This is a genomic window from Variovorax soli NBRC 106424 (assembly GCF_001591385.1).
GTDB lineage: Bacteria > Pseudomonadota > Gammaproteobacteria > Burkholderiales > Burkholderiaceae_C > Variovorax > Variovorax soli.
Genome location: NZ_BCUU01000113.1, coordinates 1 through 15,308, shown reverse-complemented (window position 1 = coordinate 15,308; position 15,308 = coordinate 1). Strand labels below are relative to the sequence as shown.

General features: G+C 68.9%; 16 protein-coding genes. 9 read left to right on the top strand and 7 right to left on the bottom strand.

The window, feature by feature from the left end:
* A partial coding sequence (locus VSO01S_RS23000) for an aminotransferase class V-fold PLP-dependent enzyme (RefSeq protein WP_153305387.1) occupies positions 1 to 1,397 on the top strand: 1,397 nt, incomplete at its 5' end.
* 12 nt (positions 1,398 to 1,409) lie between these two features.
* On the opposite strand, the gene VSO01S_RS22995 is transcribed toward VSO01S_RS23000, so the two are convergent.
* The 3 genes from VSO01S_RS22995 to VSO01S_RS22985 all read right to left on the bottom strand — a co-directional run bounded on the left by VSO01S_RS22995 (position 1,410) and on the right by VSO01S_RS22985 (position 2,890).
* Entirely contained in the window at positions 1,410 to 1,790 is a 381-nt protein-coding gene (locus VSO01S_RS22995) for a hypothetical protein (RefSeq protein ID WP_068645114.1), read from the bottom strand.
* 73 nt (positions 1,791 to 1,863) lie between these two features.
* Positions 1,864 to 2,481 carry a murein L,D-transpeptidase catalytic domain family protein gene (locus VSO01S_RS22990; RefSeq protein WP_068645117.1) on the bottom strand — a complete coding sequence of 206 codons (618 nt, stop codon included), beginning with the start codon at positions 2,479 to 2,481 and terminating at the stop codon, positions 1,864 to 1,866.
* Between the two features lie 127 nt (positions 2,482 to 2,608).
* Positions 2,609 to 2,890: a hypothetical protein gene (locus VSO01S_RS22985; RefSeq protein ID WP_068645113.1), complete on the bottom strand. Its 282-nt coding sequence runs from the start codon at positions 2,888 to 2,890 to the stop codon at positions 2,609 to 2,611.
* 201 nt (positions 2,891 to 3,091) lie between these two features.
* On the opposite strand from VSO01S_RS22985, the gene VSO01S_RS22980 reads away from it, so the two are divergent.
* On the top strand, positions 3,092 to 3,730 hold the full coding sequence (locus tag VSO01S_RS22980; RefSeq protein WP_174544761.1) for a response regulator: 639 nt from the start codon (positions 3,092 to 3,094) through the stop codon (positions 3,728 to 3,730).
* Complete coding sequence (locus tag VSO01S_RS22975) at positions 3,730 to 5,550, top strand: ATP-binding response regulator (RefSeq protein WP_068645112.1); 1,821 nt, start codon at positions 3,730 to 3,732, stop codon at positions 5,548 to 5,550. The genes VSO01S_RS22980 and VSO01S_RS22975 overlap by 1 nt, the downstream gene beginning before the upstream one ends.
* Positions 5,551 to 5,556: 6 nt before the next feature.
* Here VSO01S_RS22975 and VSO01S_RS22970 read toward each other — a convergent pair whose 3' ends face one another.
* Positions 5,557 to 6,498, bottom strand: coding sequence for a LysR family transcriptional regulator (locus tag VSO01S_RS22970; protein WP_068645111.1), 942 nt, complete (start codon positions 6,496 to 6,498; stop codon positions 5,557 to 5,559).
* 110 nt (positions 6,499 to 6,608) lie between these two features.
* On the opposite strand from VSO01S_RS22970, the gene VSO01S_RS22965 reads away from it, so the two are divergent.
* A complete protein-coding gene (locus VSO01S_RS22965; RefSeq protein ID WP_068645110.1) occupies positions 6,609 to 7,220 on the top strand; it encodes an NAD(P)-dependent oxidoreductase in 612 nt (203 codons plus the stop codon).
* A 15-nt stretch (positions 7,221 to 7,235) separates the two neighbouring features.
* Here the strand turns inward: VSO01S_RS22965 and VSO01S_RS22960 are convergent, their stop codons facing one another.
* The 3 genes from VSO01S_RS22960 to VSO01S_RS22950 all read right to left on the bottom strand — a co-directional run bounded on the left by VSO01S_RS22960 (position 7,236) and on the right by VSO01S_RS22950 (position 9,965).
* Entirely contained in the window at positions 7,236 to 8,204 is a 969-nt protein-coding gene (locus tag VSO01S_RS22960; protein WP_068645115.1) for a hypothetical protein, read from the bottom strand.
* 252 nt (positions 8,205 to 8,456) lie between these two features.
* Positions 8,457 to 8,816 carry an SPW repeat protein gene (locus VSO01S_RS22955; protein WP_068645109.1) on the bottom strand — a complete coding sequence of 120 codons (360 nt, stop codon included), beginning with the start codon at positions 8,814 to 8,816 and terminating at the stop codon, positions 8,457 to 8,459.
* A gap of 93 nt (positions 8,817 to 8,909) precedes the next feature.
* Positions 8,910 to 9,965 (bottom strand): class I SAM-dependent methyltransferase, encoded by a 1,056-nt coding sequence (locus VSO01S_RS22950; protein WP_068645108.1) that lies wholly within the window; start codon positions 9,963 to 9,965, stop codon positions 8,910 to 8,912.
* 156 nt (positions 9,966 to 10,121) lie between these two features.
* Here VSO01S_RS22950 and VSO01S_RS22945 point away from each other — a divergent pair, with 156 nt between their 5' ends.
* The 5 genes from VSO01S_RS22945 to VSO01S_RS22925 form a co-directional block, all read left to right on the top strand.
* Positions 10,122 to 10,403 carry a response regulator transcription factor gene (locus VSO01S_RS22945; RefSeq protein WP_084242055.1) on the top strand — a complete coding sequence of 94 codons (282 nt, stop codon included), beginning with the start codon at positions 10,122 to 10,124 and terminating at the stop codon, positions 10,401 to 10,403.
* Between the two features lie 140 nt (positions 10,404 to 10,543).
* The gene (alaS, locus tag VSO01S_RS22940; protein WP_068645107.1) at positions 10,544 to 13,168 is read left to right on the top strand and encodes an alanine--tRNA ligase; all 2,625 of its coding nucleotides are present in this window, start codon (positions 10,544 to 10,546) and stop codon (positions 13,166 to 13,168) included.
* A gap of 80 nt (positions 13,169 to 13,248) precedes the next feature.
* A complete protein-coding gene (locus tag VSO01S_RS22935; protein ID WP_068645106.1) occupies positions 13,249 to 13,812 on the top strand; it encodes a hypothetical protein in 564 nt (187 codons plus the stop codon).
* Positions 13,809 to 15,026 (top strand): PrsW family intramembrane metalloprotease, encoded by a 1,218-nt coding sequence (locus VSO01S_RS22930; RefSeq protein ID WP_068645105.1) that lies wholly within the window; start codon positions 13,809 to 13,811, stop codon positions 15,024 to 15,026. Before VSO01S_RS22935 ends, VSO01S_RS22930 begins: the two co-directional genes overlap by 4 nt.
* Positions 15,027 to 15,075: 49 nt before the next feature.
* On the top strand, positions 15,076 to 15,308 hold a 233-nt coding region (locus VSO01S_RS22925), incomplete at its 3' end, for a 2-dehydropantoate 2-reductase N-terminal domain-containing protein (protein WP_281179857.1).

The following is a 15,308-nucleotide window of genomic DNA, read 5'->3' as shown; positions in this document are numbered from 1 at the left end:
CGCTCGGCCCGCTGGCGGCCTGCGGCGGCGACAGCGGCGGTGGAGGCAGCGGCGTTGCCCACGCGGCCACCAAGACGGGCGCGATGCGCACGCAATTGGCGCAGGACACGGGCTTCTGGAACCAGGTGGAAGCCATGTTCACGCTGGACCCCACCAAGGTGTTCATGAACATCGGCACCGCGGGCTCCATGCCCAAGGAGGTGCTCGACTACTTCGACAACGAAAGCCGCCAGCTGGCGCGCGATTCGGGCAACGGCTACGGCAATTTCCTCGCGCAGCGCCAGCAGATCGCGCCGGGATTCGGCGTGGACCCTGACGAACTGGTGATGTCGTACAACACATCGGCCGGCATGTGCGTGTCGATCCTCGGCATTCCCTGGCAGCGCGGCGACGTGGTGGTCACCACCAACCATGAACACGGCGGCGGCCTCACGCCGCTGCAGATCGCGATCGACCGCTACGGCGTCGAAGCCTCCTACGTCAAGCTGCCCATCGGCAACAACCAGAGCGCGGGCGACTACGCGAACCTGTTCGAGGCGCGCATCCAGCAGTTGCGGGTGCAGGGCAAGCGCGTGCGGGCCATGATGTGGTCCGCGCCCACCTACAAGACCGGCACCATGCTGCCCATTGCCGAGCTGATGGAAGTGGTCAAGCGCCATGGGCTGATCTCGATCGTCGACGGCGCGCACCTGCCGGGCATGATGGCCTACAACTACGCCGAGTTGGGCATGGACTTCATGTCGGGCGCGGGCCACAAGTGGCAATGCGGGCCGGGCTCCACCGGCATCCTGATCGTGCGCAACAAGGTGCGCACCTCCAACCCGACGCCGCTGCCGCCGTTCTTCCCGGTCCTGAGCAGCGGCTACCCGCCCACACAGCCCCCGGGGGTGAAGTGGGCCGAGCGCGCCACCGGCAGCACCGCCACCTACGACATCGCCGCCGTGCTGCAGAGCACCGGCAGCATGAACGCGCCGATGTTCCGCTCGCTGGCCAAGGCCTGCGAGGTGTGGGACCGCATCGGGCGCCAGAAGATCGAGACCTATGACCTCGCCCTGTCTTCCTACCTGAAGGAAAAGATCGCCGAGCGCTGGGGCGTGGACCGGCTGTATTCGCCCAAGGACGACCCCAAGCTGTTGTCGGCCCTGACCTCGTTCAATCCGTTCGCCAACGCGGCCGACGTCACCAACAGCCAGAAGAGCAGCCAGTTCGTCGCGCGCCTGCTCAGCGACTATGCGCCGGGATTCGTGATTCGCAACGTCAACTGCCCGATGGACGTGGCGGGCAGCGGCGTGCCCGACCACTGGATCGTGCGCATCTCCACGCACCTGTGGCACGACGCGGCCGACATCGACCGCCTGGTCGATGCGATGTGGGACCTGTCGCGCAAGATGGGCTGAGGGCGGGGCTGCTCAGCGCCCCATGTACGCGTCATACCCGCGCGACACCCGGTCGATCAGCGCCGGGTCGCGCGGGCCGTTGGCGTCGAACTGCACGCGCACGCTGCCGTCCGCTTGCTGGCGGATGTTGGCCGTCACCGTGGCCCCGCCTTGCGTACCGACGATGACGCCGCTGCCCCGGTCCTCGGTTCGGATGGCCAGGCCCTGGTCGCGCATGGCATTGGACGCCGCACTGAACGATCGGTCGAAACTGGCCGGCGCCGCGCTCGTCACGGGATAGGCGGCGGGCACGTAATAGGCGCAGCCGCCCAGGGCCAGCAGGGCGCCGCCCAGGGCCAGCGCAGTGGCAGCGCGGCGTGCGCGCGGGATCGAGGCAGTCCAGGTCGTCGTCATGTGTTCCCTCCGGGGTGTTTGCGGCGCCGTGCTGCGCCATGCGGCAATTGAACCATGCCGGCCGCGGCCGCGGCTAGAACATGCCGGCAAGCAGCAGCCGGTCGGGGCCGAGCCGCTCCAGCACGAGTTCGTGGTCGTCGTCCGAGAACACGAAGCAGCCCTCGCTGCGGCCGAGCTTGCCCTGGGCCTGCAGCACGGCGGCGCTCACGTAGGGCGCGCTGTGGATCACGATGGCGCGCACCTCGGCGTTGCTGTTGCTGGAGTCCAGCCCGTCCAGGCGGATCGAGCGGCCGTGCTTGCCGATGTACTGCTCGCCCGTGCGATAGGCGCCCTCGGAACTGGCGTTGGAGCCCACTTCGTTGGAAAAGCGCTGCACCCGTCCGCTGTGCTGCGGATCGGAGCCGCGGCCATGCGCCACCAGGAAGCTGTGCGCCACGCGTCCCGCCTGCATGTCGACCAGGTAAAACCGCGGCTGGTTCGAGGGCAGGGAGAAGTCTGCGATGCCCACCAGGTCGTGCTGCGCGATGGCCGGGCCGAGCCGGGCCAGTTCGGCGCGGGCGAGAAGCACCAGCGGTTCGGCCGGCCCATCTGGGGGCACATTGGAGGCCGATCCCGCAGATTGCGCGCCTGCCGCATGCGCCAGTCCGGGCGCGGCGATCCACCCGAGACTGGCCAGGGCGGAAGACGCCATGAAGCGGCGGCGGTTGGAGGGCAGGGGATGCGAGGAGCGGGTCACCCCGGGAAGGAGCGCCGCATCGCTTGTCGAGTTCCCTTGAGATCGGACGGGTTATGTCGCGAAGGCGCCAGGCGGGTGCGGATCAATCGCAGCTGCGAGCCGGGTGGAAATGCTGCCGGATGCGCTGGGCCACGACGCTGGGATGGCTGCGCAGGGTCTGCGTGGCGTATTGGCCGATGAACAGTCCGTCCAGCTTGAGCTCGACGCTGGTGAAGTACTGGTCCAGCGAGGCGCCGGCATCGAACAGCGCGCGCTCCAGCGAATCGAAGGTGGCGCTGTCGTCCGCCGCCTGCGTGCCGTTGGTGCTGATGCGGTAGGTGTAGGCGTTGGGCGCGATTCGTTGGACGTGGACCAGTGGCTTCATGCGGCGCTCTTCAGTCTGTCGGGAGGTGCCCGGCGGTGCCTGTGAGCGAGGGTGGGTGCCGGTGCTGCGATCCTCTCTTCATGCGGCAGTGCGGTAAATAGTCCATTTGGACCGGTTGCGCCGCGCCGGCCTTGGGCAAAATGTCCACTGCGCCTTCTTCTCGAGGTGCACTGCTTTTGCAAGTTCCGCCTGCCTCTTTTCATGCTGCTGCCGCCTCGCATCCTTCTCGTCGACGACCATTCGCTCTTTCGCTGTGGTTTGCGCATGGTGCTGGCGGCGGCCATTCCAGACCTGGAAGCCAGCGAAGCCGCTTCGCTGGAAGAGGCCATGCACGCGCCCATCGAGCCGGCCCTGGTGCTGCTGGACATCCAGCTGCACGGGCTGAATGGCCTGGAAGGCATCGCGCTGATCAAGCGCAAGTGGCCCCAGGCGGCGGTGATCATGCTGTCTTCCGAGGTCTCGCCGCAGAAGATCCGCACGGCCATGGAGCGCGGCGCCGCCGCCTTCGTCTCCAAGGCCGACCCGGCCGACAAGATCCTGGCGGTCATCGCGCAGGTCCGGCGCGGGCTGCCGGCCGGCCTGGACGCGTTTCCCGCAGGCGGCGCCATGGCGGCCACCGGCGCAGCAACTGCCGACGACCCATCGCCACTGCTCACGCCGCGCCAGAGCGAGGTGCTCGACCTCATGTGCCAGGGCCTGTCCAACAAAGTGATCGGGCGGCGCCTCAATCTGTCGGAAAACACGGTGCGCGGCCATGTGCAGGCGGTGCTGGCGGCACTGCAGGTGTCCAGCCGCTCCGAGGCCGGCTTTGCGGCGCGACGGCGCGGCATCGTGGCCTGATGCCCGGCCAGCGCCTGCCCGAGGACCGCATGCTGGTCGAGCAGCTGCGCCTGCAGCTGGGCAACATCGGCAGCTCCCTCGTTCCCACCCTCGTGGTGGCGGCCATCCTGGTCTGGCTCCTGGCCAACGAACAGAACGCCCTGGCGCTTGGGCTGTGGTGCGTGGTCATCGTCTCGCTCAAGCTGTACCTGGCGTGGGACGCGCGGCGCCTGCTGGCCATGCAGATCCTGCCGGAGCAGGCCCCGGCGCTGATGCGGCGTAAGATGCTGCTCAACCTGATCGATGGCGCGGCCTGGGGCGCGCTCGCCTGGGCCACGCTGGGCACCACCTCCGTGGCCGGCAGCGTGCTGGTCGTCGCGGTGCTGGCGGGCGTGGCGGGCAGCTCGATGTCGTCGCTGGCGCCGATCCTGCCGGTGTTCGTGGTGTTCGCCGTGTCCGAAGGCCTGGTGCTCGGGGCCAAGCTATGGACCCTGGACGATCCGGCCTACAAGACGCTGGCGCTGGTGATCGCCCTGTACCTGGCCACGCTGATCGGCCAGGCCCGCAACGGCACGCGCGCCGCGCGGCGGGCCATTGCCTTGCGCTTCGAGAACCTGGAGCTGATCGAGCGCCTGCGCGTGGAGACCGAGCACGCGCAGGCCGCGCACCGGGACGCTGAAGAAGCCAACCTGGCCAAGTCCAAGTTCCTGGCCGCAGCCAGCCACGACCTGCGCCAGCCGATCCATGCGCAGGGCCTGTTCCTCGAGGTGCTGGCGCGCACGCCGCTCACGGTGCCGCAGCAATCCGCGCTGGCCAACGCCCGCGCCACCTGGCAGGCCTCGGCCGAGATGCTCGACACGCTGCTGGACTTCTCGCGGCTCGAGGCGGGCGTGGTGCAGCCGCAGAACCAGGTGTTCGCGCTGCAGCCGCTGCTCAACCGCATCGAGAACGAGCTGGCGCCGCAGGCCGACGTCAAGGGCATCGTCTACCGCTCGCGCGAGACGCACACCTGGGTCGATGCCGACCCGGCGCTGGTGGCGCTCATCCTGCGCAACCTGGTGTCCAACGCCATCCGCTACACCGAGCGCGGCGGGGTGCTGGTGGGCTGCCGCATCCGGCGCGACAAGGTGCTGGTGGAGGTGTGGGACACCGGCGTGGGCATCGACCCCTCGGCCTACCAGGAGATCTTTCGCGAGTTCCACCAGCTGGGCAACGTCGAGCGCGACCGCCGCAAGGGGCTGGGGCTGGGCCTGGCCATTGCCCAGGGCCTGGCGCGCGCACTGGGGCAGCAGGTCACGGTGGATTCGGTGCCGGGGCGCGGCAGCGTGTTCCGGCTGAGCCTGCCGCTGGCGCGCGTCGGGGCGGCGGCCGGGCAGGGCGTGCGCGAACTTCCCGCGCACGCCGGGCCCTCCGGACCAGGGCACCCCTTCGCCGACGTGCGCGTCCTGGTCATCGACGACGACGAAACGGTGCGCGCCGGAATGCAGCAACTGCTGCAGTCGTGGGGCTGCAGCTGCGACGTCGCGGACTCCATCGAAGAAGCGCTGGACCATGCGCGGCGCCGCCGGCCCGACATGGCCATCATCGACTACCGCTTGCGCGAGCAGCGCACCGGCGCCGGCGCCGCGGCCTCCTTGCGCGCCGAGTTCGGCCATGGCCTGCCGATGCTGCTGATCACCGGCGACACCGCGCCGCAGCGCCTGCGCGAGGCCATGGCCAGCGGCGTTCCGCTGCTGCACAAGCCGGTGATGCCCGGCGAGCTGCGCCGCGCCATGAGCTATCTGCTGAGCGGCCGCACCCTCGACTCGTCGTTTGCGGTGCTGCCGGGCCCGGGCGGCTGAGGCCGGTCAATCCGCAACGGGCGCCAACGCGTCCGCGATGCCTTGCTGCCCGATGCGCAGGCGCAGCAGTTCCAGAAAGACCCGCACCTTCTGCGGCCGGTGCCGCGCCGCGGGAAACACCGCGTAGATGCCGCTTTCGGGCAGCGACCATTCCGGCAGCACCTTCACCAGGCGGCCGGCCGCCACCTCGGCCTTGACCGAGTAGTCGGGCAGCACCGCCAGGCCGCCGCCGGCCAGCACCGCCGAGCGCACCGCGTGCGAGGTGTTGGCCGACATCACCTGCTCGAAACGCAGGGTGCGCCTGGCGCGGCCGCTGGCGCTGGTCAGCGTCCAGGTCAACGGCTGCGGGAGTACCGAGAGGGCGACGAAGGGCAGTCGGGCCAGTTCCTGCGGCTGCCTTGGCATGGCGCGCCCTTCGAACAGCAGCGGGCTGGCCACCACCCATTCGGTGAAGCTGCCGATGCGCGTGGCCTGCAAGCCCGAATCGGCCAGGCGGCCGGCGCGGATGGCCACGTCGATGCCTTCCTTGAGCATGTCCACCACTCGGTCGCCGGCCAGCAGCTCCACCTTGAGCTGCGGGTGGCGCTGGTGCAGCTGCACCGCCACCGGCGCCACCACGCTGGCTGCGTAGTCGTTCGGCGCGGCCACGCGCAGGGTGCCGCGCGGCTCGGCGGTCTCACGGCCGGCGGCGCTGATGGCTTCCTGTGCGTCGAGCACGATGCGGCGGGCCGCCTCGTAGAAGGCCTCGCCCGCGTCGGTGAGGCTCTGGCGCCGCGTCGTGCGAAGCAGCAGGCTGGCGCCGACTTCGGCCTCCAGCCGCTGGATGTGCGCGCTGACCATGGTCTTGGCCAGGCCCAGCCGGCGTGCCGCCGCCGAGAGCGACCCGGCTTCCACGACGGCCACGAAGACCGCCAGCCGGTTCAGGTTCACGCCGCCTGTGGCCTGCATGGATTGTTCACTTTGAGTGGACTGAGAAAGAGGAATTGTCCATCTTATCGAAACGGGGTTGCGAGCCTACGCTTGCGAGCATCGCAACTCGTATTGATTGAAAGCACCCAATGAAAATCGCATTGATCGGCGCCACCGGACAGGTGGGTTCGCGCATCCTTTCCGAGGCGCTGCAGCGCGGCCACCAGGTCAGCGCCATCGCGCGCCAGGCCGGCTCGCTGGCACCGCGTGAAGGGCTCACGCCCGTGGCGCTGGACGTGGCCGATACGGATAAGCTCGCCGCCGCATTGGCCGGCCACGACGTGGCCATCCTGTCGGTCAAGTACAGCGTGGTGGATCCGCGCCCCATCCTGAAAGCCGTCGAGCAGGCCGGCGTGCCGCGCCTGCTGGTGGTGGGAGGGGCGGGCAGCCTGGAAGTGGCGCCCGGCGTGGACCTGGTCGATACGCCGAATTTCCCCGAGGCCTACAAGGGCGAAGCCCTGGCCGCGCGCGAATGCCTGCGCCTGCTGCGCGCCGGCACGCCGCTGGACTGGACCCTGGTCTCGCCTTCGGCGCTGCTGCTGCCGGGCGAGCGCACCGGCAAGTTCCGCATCGGCGGCGATCAGCTCCTGGTCGATGCTGACGGGGCGAGCCGCATCTCCATCGAGGACCTGGCGCTGGCGCTGGTGGATGAGCTGGAATCGCCCCGACACTCGCGCCAGCGCTTCACCGTGGGCTACTGATGGCCGGCCAGCAGGCTAGAAGCTCACCGCCAGCCCGAGCGAAGTGCCCGACACGTTGTTGCCGAACATGTAGCGCAGCACCGCACGCGCCCGCGTGACGTACAGCGGGTTGAAGGCGCTGGTGTCCAGCTCCAGGCCGGCGCCCAGGCTGGTGAGGTAGTCGAAGCCGAGGATGTCGGCCTGGCTGCCCAGGTAGCGCGAGTGCGAGAGCTCCAGCACGTAGCGCAGCGGGCGGTCCAGCGCATACAGCCCGGTGGGGGCGCGGTAGCGTGCGTAGAGGTTGGCGGTGCGCGCGGACGATTCGCCCTGCACCGCCTCCGAGGTGTTGCCGAAGGTGCGCAGGCGGATGTCGGTGTAGCGCAGCTCCACGTCCACCAGATATTCCTCGCGCACGTGCTCCCAGTCGAGCATGAGGGCGCCGCCCAGCCCGTAGGCGTTCATGGTGCCGTCCTTGAGGAAGTCGAAGTCGCGCCCCGTGATGCGGCCCAGCGCGAATTCCGCCACCTTCAGGTCGGTGGCCATCTTGCCCAGCGCGAAATCGAAGATGGGGCGCAACACCAGTTCGTCGGTGATCGGAAAGTCCCAGCCCACGCCGCCGGTGCCGGTGAGCGTGTTCCAGCGCGTGGGCACGCGGCGAGCGTCGGCGCCGGCGCTGGCGATGAAGGTCGGGTCGTAGCGGCTGTAGGCAATGGCGCCTTCCAGGTAGATCGGAAAGCTCTTGCTCATGGTGTCGCCGCCGCCCAGCTGGGTCATGAACACCGACGGGTTCTCGGTCTGGGCGTTCTTGATCGACAGGTTGCTGGACGTGAGGTCGGGCACCACCGAATAGGCCATGAGGGCCAGGATGCCATTGGCGCGGTCGCGCACCCGGTTCTCCAGCAGATGGAATTGCTGTGCGAATGCGCCCGCACTGAATGCGAACAGGCCTGCGGCGAGGCCGAAAAGGGCAGGCAGGCGGCGGCGCCCCGTGCCGGTGCCTTTCATGGAGTGGCCGATGGAGTCCCGCATCTTGAAAAGTGATCCCTTCCCCGTGTCTTATCGATCCCGACGATCTGGTCCGGGCGATCCTAACGGCAAGGCGTGCTGGGCGGAACAAAAAGGGCTGCGGCAAGGCGCAACCCGCTGCGTGACACAGCCGTGTCATGCACTTCGGCGGCGAAATGGCCGGTCATCCGCCGGGCGGCGCCGATCCGCCCGCGGACCCGGGGGCTTGCCCTGGCGGCTCAGCCCGTGGCGTCAATGGGCGGCAGCGCCCCAGTGCGTGTAGTCCTTGTCGGTGGCCAGCACCCACAGGGCCAGCACCAGGACGGCAATGCCGACCACGATGTCGTTCATCTTCGCGTTGAGCAAGCCTTCGAAGCCCAGCACCCAGGGCGAGATGACCAGCCACACGCCCAGTGCGACCTCGGTCCATTCTTCCCAGGCACGCGGCACGAAGGTGGCGCCCAGCGCGGTGGCCATCAAGGCCATGCCGACCAGCGTGGAATTGGCCGTTGGCGTGGTGGACTGGGCGAAGCCCAATACCCACGGCGCGGCCAGCAGCCACAAGCCGAGCGCCCCGCTCAGCGGATCCTGCCAATGCTTGATTTGCCTCATGGTTCCATGCCTCCTGCCGCCGCATGAAGGCCACGCCTCGCGGCGGCAGGCATTGGACCCGGGCAGGGCGTACGTTGTTCCCCGAAAGTGGAGTTATCTCGCTTCGTACACCAGGTTGAAGGGCGTCTGCGTGGCCCGGCGGAACTGCGTGAAGCCGCCTTGCATCGCGACGTCGCGGGTGCGCGCCTCACCGGCCTGGGCGCCCAGGCACATGGCGCCCTTTTGCGCCCGCGATGCCGGCGTGCAGATGAAGGTGGAGGCCGAATAGAACACCCGGCCCACCGGGTTGAGGTTCTCCTCGATGGTGTCGTTGGCAAAGGGCTCGACGATGAGCCAGCTGCCATCCGGCTTCAGGCTCTTCCTGACGTGGGCGGCGGCGCCCACCGGGTCGCCCATGTCGTGCAGGCAGTCGAAGAAGGCCACCAGGTCGAAGTCCGTGCCGGGGTAGTCCTGCGCGCTGGCCACCTCGAAGCGCACCCGCTGCTCGTCCAGGCCGGCTTCGCGCGCCATGTTGGTCGCGTAGTCGATGGAGGGCGCGTGGTAGTCGTAGCCCACGAAGCTCGAGGCCGGGTAGGCCTGCGCCATCAGCAGGGTGGAGGCCCCGTGGCCGCAGCCCACGTCGGCCACCTTGCCGCCTTGTTCCAGGCGATCACGCACGCCGGTCAGGGCCGGAATCCACTGCTCGACCAGGTTGGCCGCATAGCCCGGGCGGAAGAAGCGCTCGGTGCCGTGGAACAGCGACGCGTCGTGCTCGTGCCAGCCCAGGCCCAGGCCCGTGCGCATGGCCTGCATCATCTTCGGGATGGTCTTGAACTGGTCGACCGCGATCTGGAACGCACCGGGAATGAACACCGGGCTGCCTTCGGTGGCCAGCGCCAGGGCCTGCTCTTCGCTCAGCGAGAAGCGCTGGGTGGCGGGGTCGTACTCCACGTAGCCGCTGGCCGCCTGGGCGCACAGCCATTCGCGCAGGTAGCGCGAATCCACCTCGGCCCGCCTGGCCAGCTCCTCGGCGGTGGCAGGGCCGGCCGCCAGGGATTTGTACAGGCCCAGCTGGTCGCCCACCACCACGGTGGCCGCGTGCATCACCGCACCGATGTCGTGCACGAAATTGCCCATGAACTCGTTGAGCTTGTCTTCCCGGATGGCCATGGCTCGATCCTCCACAAGACGAACGCCCCGGCACTTTCTATACTGAGAAAGTAATACGGACCGAGGCGGACAAACGAGGCATCGTTGCACCGGCGCCAGGCCCGGCCAATACGCAAGCTTGCGTAGTGGAACAACAAGCCACGCGAGGTGCTCGCCATGAATCACCTGACGCGAATCGAGGGTCGTGCCGCTGCCGCCGGCACGCCGTTCCTGCCTTTCGAGCTCGTTCCGATGCCGCTGGCGCTCACGCCGCGCGAATGCGAGGTGCTGCGCTGCCTGGCCACCGGCAAGACGGATGCGGACATCGGCGACATGCTGGGCATCAGCGTCCGCACGGTGCAAAAGCACCTGGAACACATCTACGTGAAGCTGGGCGTGGAAACGCGCACCGCCGCGGTGATGCGGGCGCTGGTTCCGCATCCGCCCCTGCAGGGCTGAAGCGGCCCGCATGGCGGCCCTTGCGGCTGCCTGTTCCCGGCCGGCGCGGCCGGGGGGGGGCAAACCTATAATCGAATGTTCAATCGAATCAAGCAGTTAGCCGGCAAGTTTGCCCGGCGCTTGGCGCCTCCACCCACACCATGAGCCAGCCCACGTTCACCGTCGCCGACATTCGCAAGTCATTTCTTGATTTCTTCGCCTCCAAGGGGCACACGGTGGTGGCCTCCAGCCCCCTGGTGCCGGGCAACGACCCGACGCTGATGTTCACCAACTCGGGCATGGTGCAGTTCAAGGACGTGTTCCTGGGCACCGACAAGCGCTCGTACAACCGGGCGGTGTCGGTGCAGGCGTGCCTGCGCGCCGGCGGCAAGCACAACGACCTGGAGAACGTGGGCTACACCGCGCGCCACCACACCTTCTTCGAGATGCTGGGCAACTGGTCTTTCGGCGACTACTTCAAGCGCGAGTCGCTCAAGTGGGGCTGGGAACTGCTCACCCAGGTGTACAAGCTGCCCGCCGAGCGCCTGCTGGCCACCGTCTACATCGACGACGACGAGGCCTACGACATCTGGACCCAGGAAATCGGCCTCCCGCCCGAGCGCGTGATCCGCATCGGCGACAACAAGGGCGGCAAGTACAAGTCCGACAACTTCTGGATGATGGCCGACACGGGCCCCTGCGGCCCCTGCAGCGAGATCTTCTACGACCACGGCCCGCACATCCCCGGCGGCCCTCCGGGCAGCCCCGACGAAGACGGCGACCGCTTCATCGAGATCTGGAACCACGTGTTCATGCAGTTCGACATGCAGCCGGACGGCAGCGTGGTCAAGCTGCCCGCGCCCTGCGTGGACACCGGCATGGGCCTGGAGCGCCTGGCGGCCATCCTGCAGCACGTTCACAGCAACTACGAGATCGACATCTTCGACGCGCTCATCAAGGCCGCGGCACGCGAGACCGGCACCGCGGACCTCACCAACGCCTCGCTCAAGGTGATTGCCGACCATGCGCGCGCCACCTCCTTCCTGGTGGCCGACGGCGTCATTCCCTCCAATGAAGGCCGCGGCTACGTGCAGCGCCGCATCGTGCGCCGCGCCATCCGCCACGGCTACAAGCTGGGCCAGAAGAAGCCCTTCTTCCACAGGATCGTGCCCGACCTGGTCAAGCTCATGGGCGAGGCCTACCCCAAGCTGGTGGCCGACCAGAAGCGCATCACCGACACCCTCAAGGCCGAGGAAGAGCGCTTCTACGAGACGCTGGCCAACGGCATGGAAATCCTCGACGCCACCCTGGCCGGTGGTGCCAAGGTGCTGCCCGGCGAGGTGGCCTTCAAGCTGCACGACACCTACGGCTTCCCGCTCGACCTGACGCAGGACGTGTGCCGCGAGCGCGACGTGTCGGTGGACGTGGACGGCTTCAACGCCGCCATGGAAAAGCAGAAGGCCGCCGGCCGCGCCGCGGGCAAGTTCAAGATGGAGCGCGCGGTGGAATACGCCGGCGCCGGCAACGTCTTCACCGGCTACGAGCACCTGCAGGAAGAGGCCAAGGTGCTGGCGCTGTACTTCGAGGGCGCGCCGGTCGATGAACTGAAGGAAGGGCAGCCCGGCATCGTGGTGCTCGACACCACCCCGTTCTATGCCGAGAGCGGCGGCCAGGTGGGCGACAACGGCATCATCTCTGCCGAGGGCGTGCAGTTCGGCGTGGAAGACACGCAGAAGATCAAGTCCGACGTGTTCGGCCACCACGGCGTGCAGACCCAGGGCACCCTGAAAGTGGGCGACGCGGTCAAGGCCCAGGTGGACGGCGCGCGCCGCGCCGCCACCGTGCGCAACCACAGCGCCACCCACCTCATGCACAAGGCCCTGCGCGAAGTGCTGGGCAGTCACGTGCAGCAGAAGGGCTCGCTGGTGGATGCCGACAAGACGCGCTTCGACTTCGCGCACAACGCGCCCGTCACGCATGAGCAGATCCTGGAGATCGAGAAGCTGGTGAACGCCGAGATCCTGTCCAACGCGGCCACGCAGGCCCGCATCATGGACATGGAGGCCGCGCAGAAGACCGGCGCCATGATGCTGTTCGGCGAGAAGTACGGCGACACGGTGCGCGTGCTGGACATCGGCACCAGCCGCGAGCTGTGCGGCGGCACGCACGTGGCGCGCACCGGCGACATCGGCCTCTTCAAGATCGTGAGCGAAGGCGGCGTGGCCGCCGGCGTGCGCCGCATCGAGGCCGTCACCGGCGCCAATGCCTTGAGCTACCTGCAGGACCTGGAATCCACGGTGCACAGCGTGGCGGCCACGCTCAAGGCGCCGCCGGCCGACGTGGGCATCCGCCTGACGCAGGTGCTGGAGCAGGTGCGTTCGCTCGAGCGCGAGATCGGCGCGCTCAAGGGCAAGCTGGCCTCGTCGCAGGGCGACGAACTGGCGCTGCAGGCGGTGGATGTGAACGGCATCAAGGTGCTGGCCGCCAAGCTGGACGGCGCCGACGCCAAGACGCTGCGCGAAACCATGGACAAGCTCAAGGACAAGCTCAAGACGGCAGCCATCGTGCTGGCCGCGGTCGATGGCGCCAAGGTGCAGCTGGCGGCCGGCGTCACGGCCGACACCATGGGCAAGGTCAAGGCCGGCGAGCTGGTCAACTTCGTCGCCCAGCAGGTGGGCGGCAAGGGCGGCGGCAAGCCCGACATGGCCATGGCCGGCGGTACCGATGCGGCCGCCCTGCCGGCCGCGCTCGAATCGGTGCGCGGCTGGGTGGCGCAGCGCGCCTGATGCCCCGAGGCAGCGGCCGGGCCATGCCGTTGCCGCCTTCCAACGCACTTTCCAGCGCGGCGGCCCAAGGTGGGCCCCGCGTGCCCGAACTGCCGCGCCGCGTGCCCTATCGCACGCTAGGCGTCTCGGTGCTCATCTTCGGGCTGATCGCCGGCTTCGTCGGCGGGCTCACGGCCTGGAACGACAGCGTGCCGGGCGAGCGCCGCATCGCGCCCGGCATGGAGCTGGAGGTGGGGCGGGGCGTGTACTACGAGCCGGCGCCCAAGTGGAAGCTCGACACCGCGCGCAGCCGCACCGGCAGCACATCGGCCATCTTCCACGGCGCCAACCGCTTCAGCATCCGCGTGCAGGAATGGCGCGGCGGCCCCGATGGCCCGCTGCTGCGCCAGCGCGCCCGCATGGAGCGCGGCCAGCGGCTGGCGCTGGAGGACGAGCCCGAGCCGTTCAAGACGCGCAGCGGCCTGCGCGGCATGACCTTCGGCTATGCCGGGCCGAGCATGGCGGGGCGCTACTGGCAGGTCACCGATACGGCCCGGCAGCTGGTGATCCAGGTCGACTTCCACAGCGTGCCCGAAGGCGCGGAGAACAGCCTGGACGAGGCCGAGGCCATGGTCGACTCGCTGCGCATGGAGCCGCGGCCATGAGCGTCCGGCCAACGGATGCGGCAGCGCCCCACGACTGGCCGATCGGCCTGGACAGCTTCTACCAGCCGCGCCGCGCGGCCTTCTGGCTGCTGGTGTTCTTCCTGGCCCTGGGCGCGTTCTCGATCTTCAGGATGTTCGCCACCGGCTACCGCGTGGTGCCGGTGACGGTGCTCTCGGGCGTGCTGCTGTGGTCGCTCTACACGGTGCCATTTCTCGCGCTCTTCCACATGCTCGACCTGGACGAGGAGCATCCGCCGCTGGGATTCGTGATGGCCTTCGCCTGGGGCGGGCTGGGCGCGGCCCACCTGGCGCAGCCAGCCAACAAGGCGATCCTCGGCCTGTGCGCCAAGCTGGTGTCGCCCACCTTCGCGGCGGAATGGGGGTCGGCGGTGGCGGGGCCCATCACCGAGGAGTTCCTCAAGCTGATCGGCGTGGTGCTGATCATGCAGATCGCGCGCAACCAGTTCCGCACGCCGCATTCGATCCTGATCCTCGGCGCACTGTCGGGGCTGGGCTTCCAGGTGGTGGAGAACCTGGGCTACACGGTCAGCTCGGCCGTGTACTTCGTCACCGAGAGCCAGCTCCTGCCGGTGGCCCACAACTTCGTCATGCGCGGGCTGCTCAATGGGTTGTGGAGCCATGCGGCCTACACCACCGTGGCGGCCTTCGGCGTGGTGTGCTTCAAGTTCCGGCACGACCTGGCCCTGGCGCTGCGCATGCTGCTGGCGCTGCAGTATTTCCTTCTGGCATGGGCGCTGCACTTCGTGTGGAATTCGCCGCTCGTGAACGACTGGATTCCCGGCAACGGCCTGGCCTCGATGGTGGCGCTGACCTTCGTCAAGGGCGTGCCGGCGCTGATCGCCGTGGGGCTGATCTGGCGCGTGGCCTCGCGCAGCGAGAGCCGGCACCTGCAGGCGCTGGCCGCCTACTTCGTGCCCGAGCGCGAACTCATCCAGGGCGACGAGCGCCGGCGCCTGGGCGCGCCGCTGCGCCGCCTCGCCGTGCGGCGCAAGCTGGCGCGGCGCCATGGCCGGCGGGCGGGCCGGCTCAAGGGCCAACTGCAGCGCGAACAGCTGCGCCTGGTGCTGCGCGCCGGCGAGAAGGGCCGGGGCCGCCACACCCGCAAGCACGAGCACGCGATCCGCGTGCTGCGCATGGAGCTGGACTGGCTTTGCGCACGCCCGGCCAAGGGTGAATCGGCGGCGCTGCCTTGAGGCATCATCGGCGCCGCAATCGTTCTTCAAAACCGAATTTCTTCCCGCCATGACCCTGCGCATTCCTGGTGAAGTCCTCGTCATGGGCGCCGGCACCATCGGCTGCTACCTGGGCGGCAGCCTGGCGGCCGCGGGCGTGCCCGTCACGCTGGTGGGCCGGCCACGCACGCTCGACGCGGTCGCGACCCGGGGGCTGACGGTGACGGACCTCGACGGCCGCAAGACGCATGTGGCGGCCGGCCAGGTGCGGCTGGCCCCGCAGGTGCCCGCTGGCGCGCGCCC